This window comes from Mesorhizobium sp. M0145 (assembly GCF_040322355.1).
Lineage (GTDB): Bacteria > Pseudomonadota > Alphaproteobacteria > Rhizobiales > Rhizobiaceae > Mesorhizobium.
Genome location: NZ_JAMYTK010000001.1, coordinates 428,206 through 444,571 on the forward strand (window position 1 = coordinate 428,206; position 16,366 = coordinate 444,571).

The 16,366-nt window shown below is 64.6% G+C and carries 16 protein-coding genes; 10 read left to right on the forward strand and 6 right to left on the reverse strand.

Annotated elements, in window-relative coordinates:
- Positions 1–130: 130 nt before the first annotated feature.
- The 5 genes from NKJ28_RS02160 to NKJ28_RS02180 all read right to left on the reverse strand — a co-directional run bounded on the left by NKJ28_RS02160 (position 131) and on the right by NKJ28_RS02180 (position 4,376).
- A complete protein-coding gene (locus NKJ28_RS02160) occupies positions 131–1,759 on the reverse strand; it encodes a copper resistance CopC/CopD family protein (RefSeq protein ID WP_352633797.1) in 1,629 nt (542 codons plus the stop codon).
- A gap of 56 nt (positions 1,760–1,815) precedes the next feature.
- Positions 1,816–2,334, reverse strand: coding sequence for a YcnI family copper-binding membrane protein (locus NKJ28_RS02165; protein ID WP_352633799.1), 519 nt, complete (start codon positions 2,332–2,334; stop codon positions 1,816–1,818).
- A gap of 25 nt (positions 2,335–2,359) precedes the next feature.
- Positions 2,360–2,896, reverse strand: a complete 537-nt coding sequence (locus tag NKJ28_RS02170; RefSeq protein WP_023675212.1) for a copper chaperone PCu(A)C — start codon at positions 2,894–2,896, stop codon at positions 2,360–2,362.
- A 101-nt stretch (positions 2,897–2,997) separates the two neighbouring features.
- Complete coding sequence (locus tag NKJ28_RS02175) at positions 2,998–3,354, reverse strand: DUF2946 family protein (protein ID WP_023675211.1); 357 nt, start codon at positions 3,352–3,354, stop codon at positions 2,998–3,000.
- Positions 3,355–3,473: 119 nt separating this feature from the next.
- A complete protein-coding gene (locus NKJ28_RS02180) occupies positions 3,474–4,376 on the reverse strand; it encodes a GntR family transcriptional regulator (protein WP_352448373.1) in 903 nt (300 codons plus the stop codon).
- A gap of 256 nt (positions 4,377–4,632) precedes the next feature.
- Between NKJ28_RS02180 and NKJ28_RS02185 the strand changes: the two genes are divergently transcribed.
- The 5 genes from NKJ28_RS02185 to NKJ28_RS02205 all read left to right on the forward strand — a co-directional run bounded on the left by NKJ28_RS02185 (position 4,633) and on the right by NKJ28_RS02205 (position 11,169).
- Positions 4,633–6,138: a UxaA family hydrolase gene (locus NKJ28_RS02185; protein ID WP_023675209.1), complete on the forward strand. Its 1,506-nt coding sequence runs from the start codon at positions 4,633–4,635 to the stop codon at positions 6,136–6,138.
- Between the two features lie 329 nt (positions 6,139–6,467).
- Positions 6,468–7,463 (forward strand): ABC transporter substrate-binding protein, encoded by a 996-nt coding sequence (locus tag NKJ28_RS02190; protein ID WP_023675208.1) that lies wholly within the window; start codon positions 6,468–6,470, stop codon positions 7,461–7,463.
- Positions 7,464–7,566: 103 nt separating this feature from the next.
- A complete protein-coding gene (locus NKJ28_RS02195; protein ID WP_352633803.1) occupies positions 7,567–9,120 on the forward strand; it encodes a sugar ABC transporter ATP-binding protein in 1,554 nt (517 codons plus the stop codon).
- Entirely contained in the window at positions 9,117–10,082 is a 966-nt protein-coding gene (locus NKJ28_RS02200; protein ID WP_352448376.1) for an ABC transporter permease, read from the forward strand. The genes NKJ28_RS02195 and NKJ28_RS02200 overlap by 4 nt, the downstream gene beginning before the upstream one ends.
- Before the next feature lie 70 nt (positions 10,083–10,152).
- On the forward strand, positions 10,153–11,169 hold the full coding sequence (locus NKJ28_RS02205; RefSeq protein WP_023675206.1) for a zinc-binding alcohol dehydrogenase family protein: 1,017 nt from the start codon (positions 10,153–10,155) through the stop codon (positions 11,167–11,169).
- Between the two features lie 18 nt (positions 11,170–11,187).
- Here NKJ28_RS02205 and phnF read toward each other — a convergent pair whose 3' ends face one another.
- Positions 11,188–11,931: a phosphonate metabolism transcriptional regulator PhnF gene (gene phnF, locus NKJ28_RS02210; RefSeq protein WP_023675205.1), complete on the reverse strand. Its 744-nt coding sequence runs from the start codon at positions 11,929–11,931 to the stop codon at positions 11,188–11,190.
- Between the two features lie 135 nt (positions 11,932–12,066).
- Between phnF and phnG the strand changes: the two genes are divergently transcribed.
- The 5 genes from phnG to phnK all read left to right on the forward strand — a co-directional run bounded on the left by phnG (position 12,067) and on the right by phnK (position 16,248).
- Positions 12,067–12,528, forward strand: coding sequence for a phosphonate C-P lyase system protein PhnG (phnG, locus tag NKJ28_RS02215; protein ID WP_352613115.1), 462 nt, complete (start codon positions 12,067–12,069; stop codon positions 12,526–12,528).
- Positions 12,528–13,136, forward strand: coding sequence for a phosphonate C-P lyase system protein PhnH (gene phnH / locus NKJ28_RS02220; protein WP_352633806.1), 609 nt, complete (start codon positions 12,528–12,530; stop codon positions 13,134–13,136). Before phnG ends, phnH begins: the two co-directional genes overlap by 1 nt.
- Before the next feature lies 1 nt (position 13,137).
- A complete protein-coding gene (locus NKJ28_RS02225) occupies positions 13,138–14,250 on the forward strand; it encodes a carbon-phosphorus lyase complex subunit (RefSeq protein WP_352633808.1) in 1,113 nt (370 codons plus the stop codon).
- A 265-nt stretch (positions 14,251–14,515) separates the two neighbouring features.
- The gene (locus tag NKJ28_RS02230) at positions 14,516–15,475 is read left to right on the forward strand and encodes an alpha-D-ribose 1-methylphosphonate 5-phosphate C-P-lyase PhnJ (RefSeq protein ID WP_352633810.1); all 960 of its coding nucleotides are present in this window, start codon (positions 14,516–14,518) and stop codon (positions 15,473–15,475) included.
- Positions 15,472–16,248 carry a phosphonate C-P lyase system protein PhnK gene (gene phnK, locus NKJ28_RS02235; protein WP_352633812.1) on the forward strand — a complete coding sequence of 259 codons (777 nt, stop codon included), beginning with the start codon at positions 15,472–15,474 and terminating at the stop codon, positions 16,246–16,248. Before NKJ28_RS02230 ends, phnK begins: the two co-directional genes overlap by 4 nt.
- Positions 16,249–16,366: the final 118 nt, after the last annotated feature.

Consider the following 16,366-nt stretch of genomic DNA (forward strand, 5'->3'; position numbering starts at 1 on the left):
CGAAGACGGGCGCGTAAGCGACCCAACAGGTGGTTTCCGAGAACCGGAGCGGAGCGTACTCAAAGTACGTGATCACCAGAAGCGCAGGATACCGCCATTTGCAGGCCGGCATCACCTGAATATCAGCACGTCACTCCGGCCTGATGTCGATCGGCGCCTCTATCTTCACCATCTCGAAATCCGAGACCAGGATATCGAGCCGCGCCGTCCACCGGCCGGCGACCGGAATGACGAGATCGTCGACGCGCCAGGTGCCGTCGCCAAGCCTCGTCGCCGGGCGCCTGATGGGTTCGATGCCGGAATCGGGCTTTGACAGCACCAGCGTTACCTGCTTGGCGTCGAGCGGGCCGAAATCGCCGGTCATGATGAAGATCGAAGCGGCAACAGGTCCGGCATGGCCGGGCGCAATGCTGAGGTCGGCCATCGCTTGCAGCGTGTGGATATGCACCGACGCCGGCTGTGCCGCGGCGATCGCCAGCGCGCGCGGCGGCGGCGTGAAGCGCCAGCCGGCGGCAACGCCGAAGATCGCCAGCACGATCAGCACCTCGATGGCGATCGAGCAGGCCAGCCGCCGCTGGACTTCCGTTTCGCCCGCCTCAGCCGGGGCCGTAAGCTTGAAGCGATTGACGGCGGCGAGCGTGAACAGAAAGACGAGCAGCACCAGCTTGAGCAGCAGCAGCCGGCCGTAAGCGGTATGGACCAGCGCCGACGGCGTTTGCACCTGGATGACGGCGAGCACGATGCCGGCTGCCGCAAGCACCGCCACGACGAACAGGATCGCTCGTGAAAACCGGCGCAGCAACGGCCCGGTTTTGTCCGGCTGCCGTTTCAAGGCAAGACCGAGCGGCGCCAGCGCCCCGGACCAAATCGCGATACCAGTGGCGTGCAGAAACACCATCGGCCGGGTCAGCCATTGCGGCTCGGCGGCACTGGCATGCCCGCTGGCGGCAAGTGCTGCGCCAACGCCAACCAGTCCGGCCAAGGCCAGCGGCTTTGCGTCGGCGGGCGGCACGACCAGCGATAATAGGCTCAGGCCGAGCGCCATCAGCGCGATCAGCACCGTCCAGCCGAAGCTGGTGCCAAGCCCGGTCTGCCAGATGACCGGCTGCGCCAGCCGGGCAAGCGGCGCGCCGAGTGCATCCAGCCCCTGGAAACCGAGCGACAAAAGTGCGGCGGCCAGCCCGCACAGGATCGCGGCGACGATCATGTTCTGGCCGGATCGGCCGCCTTGCGCCAGCCAGCCTAGCGCAAAGGCACCGCCGGCACCGAAAAACAGGCCGATGTATAGAAAAACCTTGCCGATCCAGATCGCCGTTCGAAGCGCCCGGTCGACAGCTTCGGAGGCGGCCGGTGCAGCACTCGGCGCACCGACCGAGAACAGCACCGAGCCGCCGACCGGATGGCCGTCGGCGGAGATTACCCGCCAGCTCAGCACATGCGTGCCCGACGTCAGCGCCTGCGGATTGTCGATCTCGACGGTCTGGCCGCTGAGCCGGAAAGAGCTCAGCGGGATCGACGTCTCGTCGGGCCGCACCAGCGTCAGCACCAGCGGCGAAACCGGCTCGCTGAAGGTCAGCGACATCTGCGACGGGCTCTGCGCCAGGACCGCACCGTCAGCCGGCTCGGCCTTGATCAGCGCCGCATGGGCGAAGGCTGCGTTTGGCGCGGCAATGGTGGCAAGCAGCACAATCGCAGCCAGCAGGCCGATGGCAAGCCGGCCGGTTGTGCAGGCCGTTCGCAGGATGGATGCCGGGCTCATGTCACCGCCACAAAGACAGCGGCGCGCTCTTTCGGATAGAGCGCGCCGCGTAAGGATCACTTCTTCGGCAGCAGCTTGAGGCCGGGCGCCGGAAATTCCAGCGCGTCCTCAGCCTGCCCGGCCGCCGGAATTTCGATCCAGCGATCGGCAACCCCGTCACATTCCTGCACCACCGGGAAATGCAGCGTCTGGCCTGCCGGCAGGTCGGACGCCAGCGTCGCGCGAAAGACGAATTCATCGTAGAACTCGTCCGGCAGGCTGCCGGCGCTCCAGTCGATCTCCTTGACGCCGCTGGTCAGTGCCTGGCCGTAGAGCTGGTAGGACTTTTCGTATTTGCCGTTCTTGACCTGCAGTGTCCAACCCGGCTTCGGCATCGGTTTGACCGAGAGCACCCCTTCCGGGATCTGCACGCGCAGCGCGGTCGTCGCCTTGCCCTCGCAGCCATGCGGCACCCGAAGAACCGCCTTGTAGGTCGAGCCCACCGCCGCCTCCGGCGTTTCGAGCGTGATGTGGGCAAAGGCCGCGCTGGTCCCGAGGACAAGAAGCACGCAGCCGGGCAAAAGAGATTTCTTCATGACGGTACCTCTCGAAGCGGCCAAGTCAGTCGTCGTCCTGGGGCGCCGCGCTGCCGATGCCTTGGACGGCGAATTCAATCTGCACGGGCCCGGCTTTCTCGAAGGTCAGCGTGGCGGAGAACGTTTCGCCCTCCTTGGGCTGCCGCTTCAAATCCATGAACATCAAATGATAGCCGTTAGGCGCCAGCGCGACCTTGCCGCCAGCCGGGATTTCGAGGCCGCCGGTGACCGGCCGCATGGTCATGACGCCATTGCTGACGCCCATCTCGTGCAGTTCGGCCTTGGCCGAAATGTCGGAGGTGATCGACAGCAGGCGATCCGGCGCACTGCCGGTGTTGGTGATGGTGAAGTAGCCGCCGGCCACCTTGGCGCCGGCTGGCGTGGCGCGCGACCAGGGGTGCCCGATCTCGAGATCGCCAAGCTTGAACTCGTGTGCCAACACCGTCTGGGCGCTGGCGAACAGGAGGGCAAGAACGCAAAGGGCGATGCCGAGACGCTGCTCGAAACTACCCAGTGCGAAGCGCCTGCGGCTGGATGCGGCAGCGCGAAAAGAGTGAGACATGATTGCTCCGTGGACTTTAAGGGGGATCGCGCCGATTGCCGGTCGCGAACGATGTCGATAAACGCGCCGGCAAAGCGCTGCGCGGCGCGAACCAGAACGGATCAGGCCGTCGCCGGTGGTGCACGCGGATTGGACGGAGTGCGGGCGCGGGCGAAATCGCGATGCCGGAAGGCCGGCAGGAAAAAGGCGATGGTTTCGATGGAAAGGCTGCGAGCCAGGCTCCCGGCTGCATCCAGCGGCGCGTAGACCGCCGAAACGAGATTGCAGCCAAGCATGCAGCAAGCCGGCATGTGCTGCTGATGCGGATCGCCGGCGGGGAGTTGCGCCGCACCGTCATGGGTGCAGATCGTGTTGCCGAAAGCATCGAATTGCGAGGCGTTCGGCGCGACGCCGGAAGCAAACGCGCCGAATATCGACTGGAGCATGAAAAGCCACGCCGCGGCGAACGCGACCGGCATGCTCCATCGTCTCCGGCGTATGGTCAAGAACCAGCCTCTTCACGCAGCAACGTCAGCTCTCTAGCACGGAGCCGGCGGCCGGAAAATCGCCAAAACGTTGCTGCGGCAACGCAACACAATCACGCGCGTTGCGGCTGCCTGCCCTCGGGAATGGACGTCAGCAGCGTGTGGCGGGCCGATTTCAGGTGCTTGCGGCAGGCGGCGTCGACCTTGGCGAGATCGCGCGATTTGAGCGCGGCGATATAGGCGAGATGCTCCTGGACCGCGACTTCGTTGCGCTCGCGCTCCTGCGCCTTGTTCCACTGGTAGTGGTAGTGGAAGATCATGGCGATGACGTCGTAGAAATCGACGATGAAGCGGTTGTGCGACGCCCGATGGATCAGCCGGTGAAAGCGCTCGTCAAGCTCGGAGAATTCGTTGAAGCGCACGGCGATCTCGCGCTCCAGCCGGTGATGCTCGTCTTCCAGGCGGTCGAGGTCGGCCCACACCGGGCTGTCCTCGGGCAGAGCGGCAAAGGCTGCGGCCGAGCGCAGTTCGAACATCTCGCGGATTTCGGTCAGCTCCAGCGCGAAGGCGCGGGTAAAGCCTTTCAGCACCCAGTGGCTGTTGCGGCGCTTCTCGATCAGCCCGAAGCGCGAGAAGCGGATCAGGAATTCGCGCACGCTGGTGGTGCCGACGCCGATCTCGCGCGCCAGTTCGAGCTCGTTGATCTGCATGCCGGCTTCGGCACCGCTGGCAAGCAGCCGCCGCATGAAGGAGCGCTCGATGATCTCGGCCAGCGTGTCGGTTTCTTCCTCGGGGAAGAAATCGTCCGGTCGCGGTTCGCGCAGGACCGTCTTGCTGCGCTTGTTCCAGTCGATCAGCCCGGTTTCTTCCATGCGCGCAAGGATAGTGCGGACCGTCGTGCGGCTGACGCCGAGCAGCGTACCCAGCTCCGGCTCCGAAGGCAGGCTCCTGGTTTCGTCGAGCAGCCTCAGACCGCGATTATAGGCGTCCTTGTAAACGTTGTTGCTCTTCGACATCCCCTGCCCCGTGGCGCATCTGCGTTTGCGGCCAGTGTGAAGCGTTTCTCGCGCATGAAACCGGTACCTTTTCGGAAAACATCATGCGCAACGCTAGTTTTGGTTGTAGAGCCTACTTCTCGCATCCAAAAGACGCGTCGCGCTCTGGCGAAAAAACAATTGACGCAAAAATGTTTTTTCACGATAAAAGACATTATATGTTAAGAGCCGCGTGTCAATCCGCTCGCGCACCCAGGAACACACCCAGGAAGCTCCCGTGAACGCCGCAAACAGCATTCTTCTGTCTCCCGCCGACAATGTCGCGGTCGCCAATGGCCGCATCGAGATCGGCACCGTGCTGCCGGGCGGCGCCGTCGCCGCCGCAGTGATCGAGCCGGGCCACAAAGTGGCGATCAAGCCGATTGCGGCCGGCGAGGCCGTGGTCAAATACGCCCAGGCGATCGGCCGCGCCACGCAAGACATCGCGCCCGGCGAGCATGTCCATTCGCACAATCTGGTCTTCGAAAGCGGGCGTTTGCCGGTGGTGCCGCCGAGCGAGGCAGTGCATGCGACTGAGGCCGACCGCGCCCGCACCTTCATGGGCTACCGCCGCGCCGACGGCCGCGCCGGCACGCGCAACTTCATCGGCATTCTCGCCAGCGTCAATTGCTCGGCCACCGTCTGCCACGCCATCGCTGACGCGGCGAACCGCACGCTTCTGCCGCAATATCCCGGCATCGACGGCTTCGTCCCGATCGTCCACGGCCAGGGCTGCGGCATGAGCGCCACCGGCGACGGCATGATGGTGCTGCATCGCACGCTGGCCGGCTACGCCCGTCATCCGAATTTTGGTGGTGTGCTGATGGTCGGGCTCGGCTGCGAGGTCAACCAGCTCACCCTCTACGGCCAGAAGGGCGTTGCCGCGGGAAAACGTCATTTCAACATCCAGGAAGCCGGCGGCTCGCGCAAATCGGTCGAGAAGGCGTTGGTCGTGCTGGCCGAGATCGCCGAGGAGGTCGGCAAGCTTCAGCGTGAGCCGATCCCGGTCAGCGAGATCGTCGTCGGCCTGCAATGCGGCGGCTCCGACGGTATGTCCGGCATTACCGCCAATCCGGCGCTGGGTGCCGCGGTCGACATTTTGGCCGGCGTCGGCGGTGTCGGCATCCTCTCCGAGACGACGGAGATCTACGGCGCCGAGCACCTGCTCGCCTATCGCGCCGCCACCCCCGAGATCGCCGCCAAGCTCGACGGTTACGTGAAATGGTGGGAAGACCATGTCGCCAAACATGGCGCTTCCATCGACAACAACCCCTCGCCGGGCAACAAGCGCGGCGGCCTGACCACCATCCTGGAAAAGTCGCTCGGCGCGGTCGCCAAGGGCGGCCAGACGCCGCTCAACGGCGTCTTCGGCTATGCCGAAAAGGTCATCGGGCACGGGCTGGTGTTCATGGACACGCCCGGCTACGACCCGGTCTCGGCCACCGGCCAGGTGGCGGGCGGCGCCAACGTCATCGTCTTCACCACAGGCCGCGGCTCCTGCTTCGGCTGCCGGCCGACGCCGTCGATTAAGGTCGCCAGCAACTCGACCATGTATCACACGATGGAAGAGGACATGGACGTGAATTGCGGCGTCATCGCCTCGGGCGAAAAGACCATCGCCGGCATGGGCCGCGAGATCTTCGAACTGATCGTCGAGACGGCTTCGGGCCGCAAGACCAAGAGCGAAGAGTTCGGCTACGGCGACAACGAGTTCGTGCCTTGGCATCTCGGAGCGACGCTCTAAGCCGGACATGCGCAATAGTCGCGAACACCGGACGTGATCGCCAGGCGTCACAGTTCCAACGCTCCCGAAAAAGAATGAACATTCCATATTGACTGGATGATGGAATTAATATTCCATGCGACGTATTGGAGGAGATTGGCAGCGGAGTTCCGAGGGAGCAAGCTTTCCCGCCCAGCCATTCGAGCGGCCATCAAACATCGCTTGCGCCGACCGAGGTGATGCACTATCAAAATGCGGTAAATGTTTTTTATTGATAAAGTTCCGTTTGGGCCGCGCCATCCGAATGGAGCTTCCGTAACATTCACCGGGCGACTTAGGGAGGACTCCTAATGAAATTCGTGACCAGCATTCTCAATCGCCGCGCCTTCGTGGCACTCGCAGCCGCCTCGATGCTTGCCGGCGTGATGCATTCGGCGCCGGCATCCGCGGCCGACGCGACCATTCCGATCATCGTCAAGGACACCACGTCCTTCTACTGGCAGATCGTTCTGGCCGGCGCCCGCAAGGCCGGCAAGGATCTCGGCGTCAACGTGCCGGAGCTCGGCGCCCAGGCCGAGACCGACGTCAACGGCCAGATCTCGATCCTCGAAAATGCCGTCGCCGGCAACCCGGCGGCCGTCGTCATTGCGCCGACCGAAGCCAAGGCGCTCGGCAAGCCGATCGACGAGGCCGCCACCAAGGTCAAGATCATCGGCATCGACTCCGGCGCCGACTCCAAGGCCTTCACCTCGTTCCTGACCACCGACAACATCCAGGGCGGCCGCGTCGCCGCTGACGGCCTTGCCGCAGCCATCGGCGAAGCCAATGGCGGCAAGGTCGAGGGCGACGTCGCCCTGATCACCGCGCTTCCGGGTGCCGGCTCGCTCGAACAGCGCGCCCAGGGTTTCAAGGAACAGCTCGCCGCCAAATATCCCGGCCTCAAGCTGGTCGCCGACAAATACGCCGACGGCCAGGCCACCACCGGCCTCAACATCGCCACCGACCTGATCACCGCCAACCCCAACCTCAAGGGCATCTTCGCCTCCAACCTGATCATGGCGCAGGGCGTCGGTCAGGCGATCGCCGAGAACAGTCTTGCCGGCAAGGTCGGGCTGGTCGGTTTCGACAGCGACGAGAAGCTGATCAAGTTCCTCAATGACGGCGTCATTTCGGCTCTCGTCGTTCAGGATCCGTACCGGATGGGCTATGACGGCATCAAGACGGCGCTCGCCGCCTCGAAGGGCGAGAAGGTCGAGGCCAATGTCGATACCGGCGCCAATTTGGTTACCAAGGCCAACATGAAGGATCCGAAGATCGACGCGCTGCTCAACCCGAAGCTCGACTGAGCATAGCCGCAAGTGAACTGTTTCCGGGGCCTTTCGCCCCGGAAACATCCCACTCGTGCCAATCGCGAGGCCAATCTTTGGGGGCCAATCTGGGAGGATTGTCATGATGTCGACGGCGCAGGAACTCCATCCGGCCCCAACGCTGGAACCGGGCAGGACCATCCTCGAACTCCGCGGGCTGGAAAAGCGCTATCCCGGCACCCATGCGCTGAAGCCGGTCGATCTCGCCTTCAAGGCCGGCGAGATCCACGCCATCGTTGGCGAGAACGGCGCCGGCAAATCCACCCTGATCAAGCTTCTTACCGGCGTCATGCCGCGCACCTCCGGCGACGTCATCTGGGAGGGCAAGCCTGCCGCATTGGCAACGCCGCATGAGGCGATGGCGCTCGGCATCAATGCCGTGCATCAGGAAGTCGTCCTGTGCCGCCATCTCACCGTCGCCGCCAACATGTTCCTCGGCGAAGAGGATTCCCGCTTCGGCATCCTGCAGCAGCGGGCGATGATCAGGCAGGCGCAGAAGATCATCGACGATCTCGGCTTCGACCTGCCGGCGCATGTCATGCTGGGTGACCTGACCATCGGCCAGCAGCAGTTGATCGCCGCCGCCCGCGCCACCGTGCGCGGCACCAAATTCCTGATCTTCGACGAGCCGACCGCCTATCTTACCCGCAAGGAGGCCGACCAGCTGTTCACGCTGATCCGCCGGCTGAAGGGCGAAGGCGTCACCATCATCTACATCAGCCATCGCATGGAAGAAGTGTTCGATCTCGCCGACCGCGTCTCGGTGCTGCGCGACGGCACGCTGGTCGGCACCAGGAACATTGCCGAGACCAATGACGCCGAGCTGGTCAAGATGATGATCAACCGCTCGATCGAGCAGGTCTACCACAAGGAGCATTTCACCCCCGGCGCGACCATCGTCGAAACCAGGAACCTGTCCGGCAAGGGTTTCGAAAATGTCTCGATGTCCGTCCGTGCCGGCGAGATCGTCGGCCTCTATGGCCTGATCGGCGCCGGGCGCAGCGAGTTCGTCACCACGCTCTATGGCCGGCACCGCAAATCGGCCGGCCAGATCCTGTGGGAGGGCAAGGAGGTCAAGGTCAATTCCGAACATGACGCGATCAGGCTCGGCATGGCGCTGGCCCCGGAAAGCCGCCGCGACCAGGGCCTCTGCCTCAACCTGCCGGTCGGACTCAACCTCAATCTGCCGATCTACAAGCGCATCTCGAGCAATCTGCTGATCTCCCGCGCGCAGGAAAAGGCGCAAGCCGATCGCCAGATCGCCGACCTGCGCATCAAGACGCCGACGCGCGGCGCGCTGGCCTCCAGCCTGTCCGGCGGCAACCAGCAGAAGATCGTCATCGGCAAATGGCTCGCCCACGGCGCCAAGCTATTCATCTTCGATGAGCCGACTGTCGGCGTCGATGTCGGCACCAAGGCCGAGATCTACCGCCTGTTCGGCGCGCTGTTGTCCAAGGGAGCCGGCATCATCCTGATCTCGTCCTACCTGCCCGAGGTCTATGAGCTCGCCGACACGCTGCACGTGTTCCGGCGCGGCAAGCTGGTGGCCACGCATGGGTTTCGTACCGCTGATCACGAGGAGATCCTCACCCAGGCGCTGGCCGAGAAACAAGAAAGACCGGGAGGGAAGATATGAGCACCGAGGCGATCGCTGCCGAAAGGCCGAAACGCAACTACAACGCCCTGTTCGGGCTGACACTGCTGGCGCTGCTGGTTCTTTTATGGATCATCCTGTCGGTGGCGACGCCGAGCTTCGCCTCCGCCAACAACATCTCCAACCTGTTACGGCAAGGGTCGATGATCGCCATCCTGGCGGTCGGCCAGACCTTCGTCATCATCACCGGCGGCATCGACCTTTCCGTCGGCGCCGTGGTCGGCTTCGCCACCGTCATCGTCGCGATGCTGATCAACGCCGGCACACCGGTTTTCCTCGCCATCCTGATCACCTTGCTGGTCGGCGTCGCCATCGGCATGTTCCATGGGTTCGGCATCGTCAAGATGGGCCTGCCGCCCTTCATCATCACCCTGGCAACGCTGACCTCGCTGCGCGGCATCGGTCTGTTGATGACCAATGGCAACTCGATCTCGATCAACAACGACGCCTTCCAGACGTTCTCGCGCAGTTCCTTCGCCGGCGTCCCCAATCTGTTCTGGATGGTGATCCTGGTCGGCATCCCAGCCTACATCTTCCTGCACCACAGCCGCTGGGGCCGCTATCTGTTCTCGGTCGGCTCCAACGCCGAGGCGTCGCGCCTGTCAGGCGTCAACGTCCAGCGCACCATCTACATGGCCTACACGCTGTCGGGCCTGTGTGCGGCCTTCGTCGGCGTGCTGCTTGCCTCGCGCATCGGCATCGGCAATCCGACGCAGGCCGAGGGCTGGGAATTGCAGGCGATCGCCTCCTCGGTGATCGGCGGCACCTCGCTGTTCGGCGCTGTCGGCTCCGTGCACGGACCGCTGCTCGGCGCCTTCATCCTTGCCACCATCAACAACGGCGCCAATCTGCTCAACGTCAACGCCTTCTGGCAGCGCATCATCACCGGCGTGCTGATCATCGTCATCGTCTATTTCGACGGGCTGCGCCGCCGCGGCAAATAGACTGCCTCCCAATAACCGCCGGCCTCGCGACAGCAGGGCCGGCGGTGCCATGAACCGACTGGATTGAAGCATGAAAGCCGTCGTCTGCCGCTCGCCCGGCGAACTTGTCCTCGAAGACCGTCCGGCGCCTGGCGCGCCCCCCGCCGGCTGGGCGCTGGTCGCCGTCAGCCATGTCGGCATCTGCGGCACCGACTATCACATCTTCGAAGGCAAGCACCCGTTCCTCGCCTATCCCCGCATCATGGGCCACGAGGTTTCCGGCACCGTGATCGAGGTTAGTGAGGACGTCGATCTCGCCGTCGGCGAAGCGGTGATCGTCAATCCCTATCTCGCCTGCGGCAAATGCATCGCCTGCCGGCAAGGCAAGCCGAATTGCTGCGTCAGGATCGAGGTGCTCGGCGTCCACCGCGACGGCGCCATGTGCGAGCAGATCCTGGTGCCGGCGCAAAATCTTTATCCGGCAAACGGCCTGTCGCTGGCCGATGCCGCCGCCGTCGAATTCCTGGCGATCGGCGCCCATGCCGTGCGGCGCTCGCTCGCTGATCCAGGTGCGCGCACACTGGTCATTGGTGCCGGCCCGATCGGGCTCGGCACGGCGCTGTTCGCCCGCATCGCCGGGCTCGACGTGACGCTGCTCGACATGAGTGCGGAGAGGCTGGGTTTCGCCGAAAGCGAACTCGGCTTCGCGACCCTCGACGGCTCGCGGGGCGCTGCTGCCGACCTGGTGCGGGAAGCAACCGGCGGCGACGGCTTCGACGTGGTTTTCGATGCCACCGGCAACACCCGGTCGGTGCAGTCGGCCTTCGCCCATGTCGCGCACGGCGGGGCGCTGGTCCTGGTTAGCGTCGTCAAGGACGACATCGCCTTTTCCGATCCCGAATTCCACAAGCGCGAGATGATGCTGATCGGCAGCCGCAACGCCCTGCGTGCCGATTTCGACCATGTCGCCGCCTCGATCCGCAACGGCGCGCTGCCGCTGACAAAGCTGGTCACCCACCGCACCACGCTTGGCGAGACGCCGCACGACCTCGCCCGCTGGGCGCATGAGAAGTCCGGCCTGATCAAGGCCGTCATTCAAGTCGGATGATGCCAGGGCTGCCGCATCTCAGAGCGCCGACAATTTGAGCTCGATCCGCTCGGCCGGGAAGCGCGACTCCGAAAACTGTATCGGCTGACCGTCGGGCGTGACGTTGACGGCGACCGTCACCAGCACGATGGCGCCGGGCTGCAGCTCGAGGTCCGCAAGGTCGGCGGCATCGGCATGGCGCGCCGACAGCACAGTCGATTGCCTGAGATAGTCGTCGATGCCGAAACGTGCCAGCGATGCGGTGATCGAACCGGTTTCCGCCATGGCGGCATCGATGCCGGCAAAGCGCCTGGCATCGAACCAGCCGGCCGCACGAGACACCGGCATTCCATCGGCTTCGCCGCGCGTTTCCAGGCGTATCACATCGGCCCCCGTCGCAAGGCCTAAGCCCTCTGCGACACGACGGTTGGCCGGCTCGATCGATGACGCGAGCAAGGTGATATGCCGCTCGGACGCCTGTCCTTGCAATCCCTCGGAAAAGCGGGTGCGGGCGCCGATCGGATAAGACAGCCGCTTGCGCGACAGCACGAAGGTGCCGCGCCCTTGCTCCGCCCTGAGCACGCCCTCCTGCACCAGCGCTGCGATAGCGCTGCGCACCGTGTGGCGGTTGACGCCATAGCGTCCGGCCAACGCGATCTCCGGCGGCAGCGCCGCATTTTCGGGAAAATCGCCGACGGCAATCGAATGCAGGATCTGATCGGCGATCTGCCGCCACAGCGCGACACCGCTGCGCCGCTCGATGCTGTTGGCTTGTCCGATCATCTCCCGCCCCAATTCCTCGCGCCGATCTTTTGGCCCGTGTCACGTGCCCGTCATGGACACGCGCTAGATAATGGATATAATTTGTATAGTTGTCTATATCAATAGACAAATGAACGCAGACGAGGAGCACCGGCCATGCGAGGACGGGAAGCGCGAGAGCAGGCCGAGCGCAAGGCCGTGATGGCGACGCTGGCGCAATCGGCCGGCGACGACATCGTCCGCCTCTGGGACGAAGCCGGCCTGCCTTGCGAAGCGGAACTTCTGCGTGGCCCCGAAACCGGCCTGGTTACGGTACGCGGCCGCATCGGCGGCGGCGGCGCGCCCTTCAATGTCGGCGAGGCGACGGTCACCCGTGCCACGGTGCGGCTTGCGTCCGGCCATGTCGGCCACTGCTACGCGCTTGGCCGCGACAAGCAGAAGGCAAGGCTGGCTGCAATCGCCGACGCGCTCTGGCAGGATCCTGCCCACCGCAACGAGGTCGAGACCAGGATCGTTGCGCCCTTGCAGGCGGCACTGGCCAAGGCGCGTGAACAGCGCCGCGCCGAGACGGCGGCGACCAAGGTCGATTTCTTCACCATGGTGCGCGGAGAAGACTGATGGATATCGCCACTCAATCCATTGAAGGCGGCTTCGCCGATCCGGTATTCAATGCCCAGACCGTATTCCGTGCCGTGATGGACGCGATGGCGCGGCCGGGCAGCGTCCAGCCCTTGCCGGCCCTTGCCCACCCACCGGCGCCGCTGTCGGCCACCGCCGGCGCCGTTGCGCTGGCGCTGTGCGACAACGACACGCCGCTCTGGCTCGACCCGGCTTTGCAGGTGTCGGCGGTGAAATCCTGGCTTGGCTTCCATACCGGCGCGCCGCTGGCCAACACCCCGGCCGACGCGCATTTCGCGCTGATCGCCACGCCGGCCGAGATGATGGCGCTCGACGGGTTTTCGCAAGGCACCCAGGATTATCCCGATCGCTCCACGACGCTGATCCTCGAGGTCGGCGATCTCATCTCCGGCGCTGCGCTGGTGCTCGAAGGCCCGGGCATCGAGAAGACGGCGACGATCGCGCCGGCGCAAATGCCGCGCCATTTCGTCGAGCAATGGAAGCAGAACAACCAGCGTTTTCCGCGTGGCGTCGATATCATTCTCGCCACGTTCGACGCAATTGCCTGCCTGCCGCGCACGACGCGCATCAAGATCATGGAGGTGTAGCATGTATGTGGCGGTAAAGGGTGGCGAGACGGCCATTCGCAATGCTCACAAATTGCTCGCCGACCGCCGGCGCGGCGACCGTTCGGTGCCGGCACTTCGTCTAGACCAGATCGTCGAGCAGCTGGCGCTCGGCGTCGACCGGGTGATGAGCGAAGGTTCGCTCTACGACAGGGAACTGGCGGCATTGGCGATCGTCCAGGCGCGCGGCGACATTATCGAGGCGATCTTCCTGGTTCGCGCCTATCGCACCACGCTGCCGCGTTTCGGCTACACCAGGGCGATCGACACCGGCACGATGCTGGTCGAGCGGCGGGTGTCGGCGACCTACAAGGACCTGCCCGGCGGCCAGTTGCTCGGCCCGACTTTCGACTACACCCACCGGCTGCTCGATCCCGAACTTGCCGCCGGCGGCGATGTCGCCGAGCCGGAGCAGCGTGCAGGCGAGGCGGAAGCCATGCCGCGCGTCTCGGCCATCCTCGCCCGCGAAGGCCTGATCGAGCCCGACGGCGACATGCCTGGGGATCATGTCCCCGGCGACATCACCCGCGAGCCGCTCGAATTCCCGATGGCGCGCGACATCCGCCTGCAGGCGCTGTCGCGCGGCGACGAGGGGTTTCTGCTGGCGCTCGGCTATTCCACCCAGCGCGGCTACGCGCGCAACCATCCCTTCGTCGGCGAGGTTCGCATCGGCGAGGTCGAACTGGAACTGGACGTGCCGGAACTGCCCTTTGCCGTGCCGCTCGGCAGCATCCGCGTCACCGAATGCCAGATGGTCAACCAGTTCAAGGGCTCGGCCAAGGCGCCGCCGCAATTCACCCGCGGCTACGGCCTCGTCTTCGGCCAGAGCGAGCGCAAGGCGATGGCCATGGCACTATGCGACCGCGCGCTGCGCGCCTCGGAGTTGGGTGAGGATGTCATCGCCGCCGCCCAGGACGAGGAGTTCGTCATCTCGCATTCCGACAATGTCCAGGCGACCGGCTTCGTCGAGCATCTGAAGCTGCCGCATTATGTCGACTTCCAGGCCGAGCTCGACCTCGTGCGCCGCATGCGCACCGAGCACGACGCCCGCGAAAATTCCGGCAGGGGCGAAGAGAAGAGGCAGGCAGCGGAATGACTTCAGTTAGCTCCACCACCGTGACCTCCCCCGTCTGGGGAATGGCCTCCGGATCCGCCGTAACCGCTACTGCCGCCAATGGTCTCGCCTTGCGCGCCTTCCCTCGGCTCAGGAAGAACCATTCTTCGAAGCACAAAGGCAACCACCCCGACGAACACCAGCAACAGGATCCCGAGGCGCATCCATCCGGTCGGGGTCATCGGAGCCCAGCCCCTTTTCCGTGTCTTGGAACTCAATTCGGTAGCACAGAGCGGAAGCGATCGCCATGACCGACATCGCCACCTACAACTTCGCCTATCTTGACGAACAGACCAAGCGGATGATCCGTCGGGCGATCCTCAAGGGCATCGCCATTCCTGGCTATCAGGTGCCGTTCGCCTCGCGCGAAATGCCGATGCCCTATGGTTGGGGCACCGGCGGCGTCCAGGTCACCGCTTCGATCATCGGCCCGGACGATGTGCTGAAGGTCATCGACCAGGGCGCCGACGACACCACCAATGCGGTTTCGATCCGCGCCTTCTTCAAGAAAGTGGCCAATGTCGCGGTCACCACCGAGACGGCCAAGGCGACCATCATCCAGACCCGCCACCGCATACCTGAATATCCGCTCAGTGCTGGCCAGGTGCTGGTCTACCAGGTGCCGATCCCCGAGCCGCTGCGCTTCCTCGAGCCGCGCGAAACGGAAACGCGCAAAATGCATGCGCTGGAGGAATACGGCCTCATGCATGTCAAGCTCTACGAGGACATCGCCAGGCACGGCCGCATCGCCACCACCTATGCCTATCCGGTCAAGGTCGAGGGCCGCTATGTGATGGATCCCTCGCCGACGCCGAAATTCGACAATCCGAAGATGCACCGTTCGCCGGCTCTGCAATTGTTCGGCGCCGGCCGCGAAAAGCGCATCTATGCGCTGCCGCCGTTCACCGATGTGGTCAGCCTCGATTTCGAGGACCATCCGTTCGAGGTGCAGACCTTCGACCAGCCCTGCGCGCTGTGCGCGGCCGAGAACGTCTATCTCGACGAGGTCATCCTCGACGACCATGGCGGCCACATGTTCGTCTGCTCCGATACCGATTATTGCGAGAAGCGGCGCAACGCCCCTACCTCCCCCTTGTGGGGAGGTCGCGCCGAAGGCGCGGGTGGGGGTACTGCCACCGCCTCACCCCCCACCCCGGCGCTACGCGCCGACCCTCCCCACGAGGGGGAGGGTAAGGAGAAGCAATGACCGACGAACCGCTGCTGCGCGTTTCGGCGCTGTCCAAATTCTACGGCTCGCGCGTCGGCTGCGAGAACGTCACTTTTGACCTGTGGCCGGGCGAAGTGCTGGCGGTGGTCGGCGAATCCGGTTCCGGCAAGACGACTTTGCTCAACTGCCTGTCAACTCGACTGCTGCCCAGCTCCGGCACCGCCAGCTACCGGATGCGCGACGGCCAGTTTCGCGAACTCTACCGCATGAGCGAGGCCGAGCGCCGCTTCCTGATGCGCACCGATTGGGGTTTTGTCCATCAGAACCCGGCCGACGGGTTGCGCATGACGGTGTCGGCCGGCGCCAATGTCGGCGAGCGGCTGATGGCGGTCGGCGACCGTCACTATGGCAGGATCCGCGCAACGGCGCTCGACTGGTTGTCTCGTGTCGAGATCGACGAAGACCGCATCGACGACGAGCCGCGCGCCTTTTCCGGAGGCATGCGCCAGCGCCTGCAGATCGCCCGCAACCTCGTCACCGGGCCGCGGCTGGTGTTCATGGACGAGCCGACCGGCGGCCTCGACGTCTCGGTGCAGGCGCGCCTGCTCGATCTGTTGCGCGGCCTGGTCACCGATCTCGGCCTGGCCGCCATCGTCGTCACCCACGATCTCGCCGTGGCGCGGCTGTTGTCGCAGCGCATGATGGTGATGAAGGACGGCCGCGTCGTCGAAAGCGGCCTCACCGACCGCGTCCTCGACGATCCGCGCGCGCCTTATACCCAGTTGCTTGTCTCCTCGATTCTGCAGGTGTGACGATGATTGCTCCGGCGTACCCCCCTCTGGCCTGCCGGCCATCTCCCCCTCAAGGGGGGAGATCAGCAGCTTTTATGGCCCGCCCGTTCTGCGACACAGGAGAATGGCGAAACCGAAT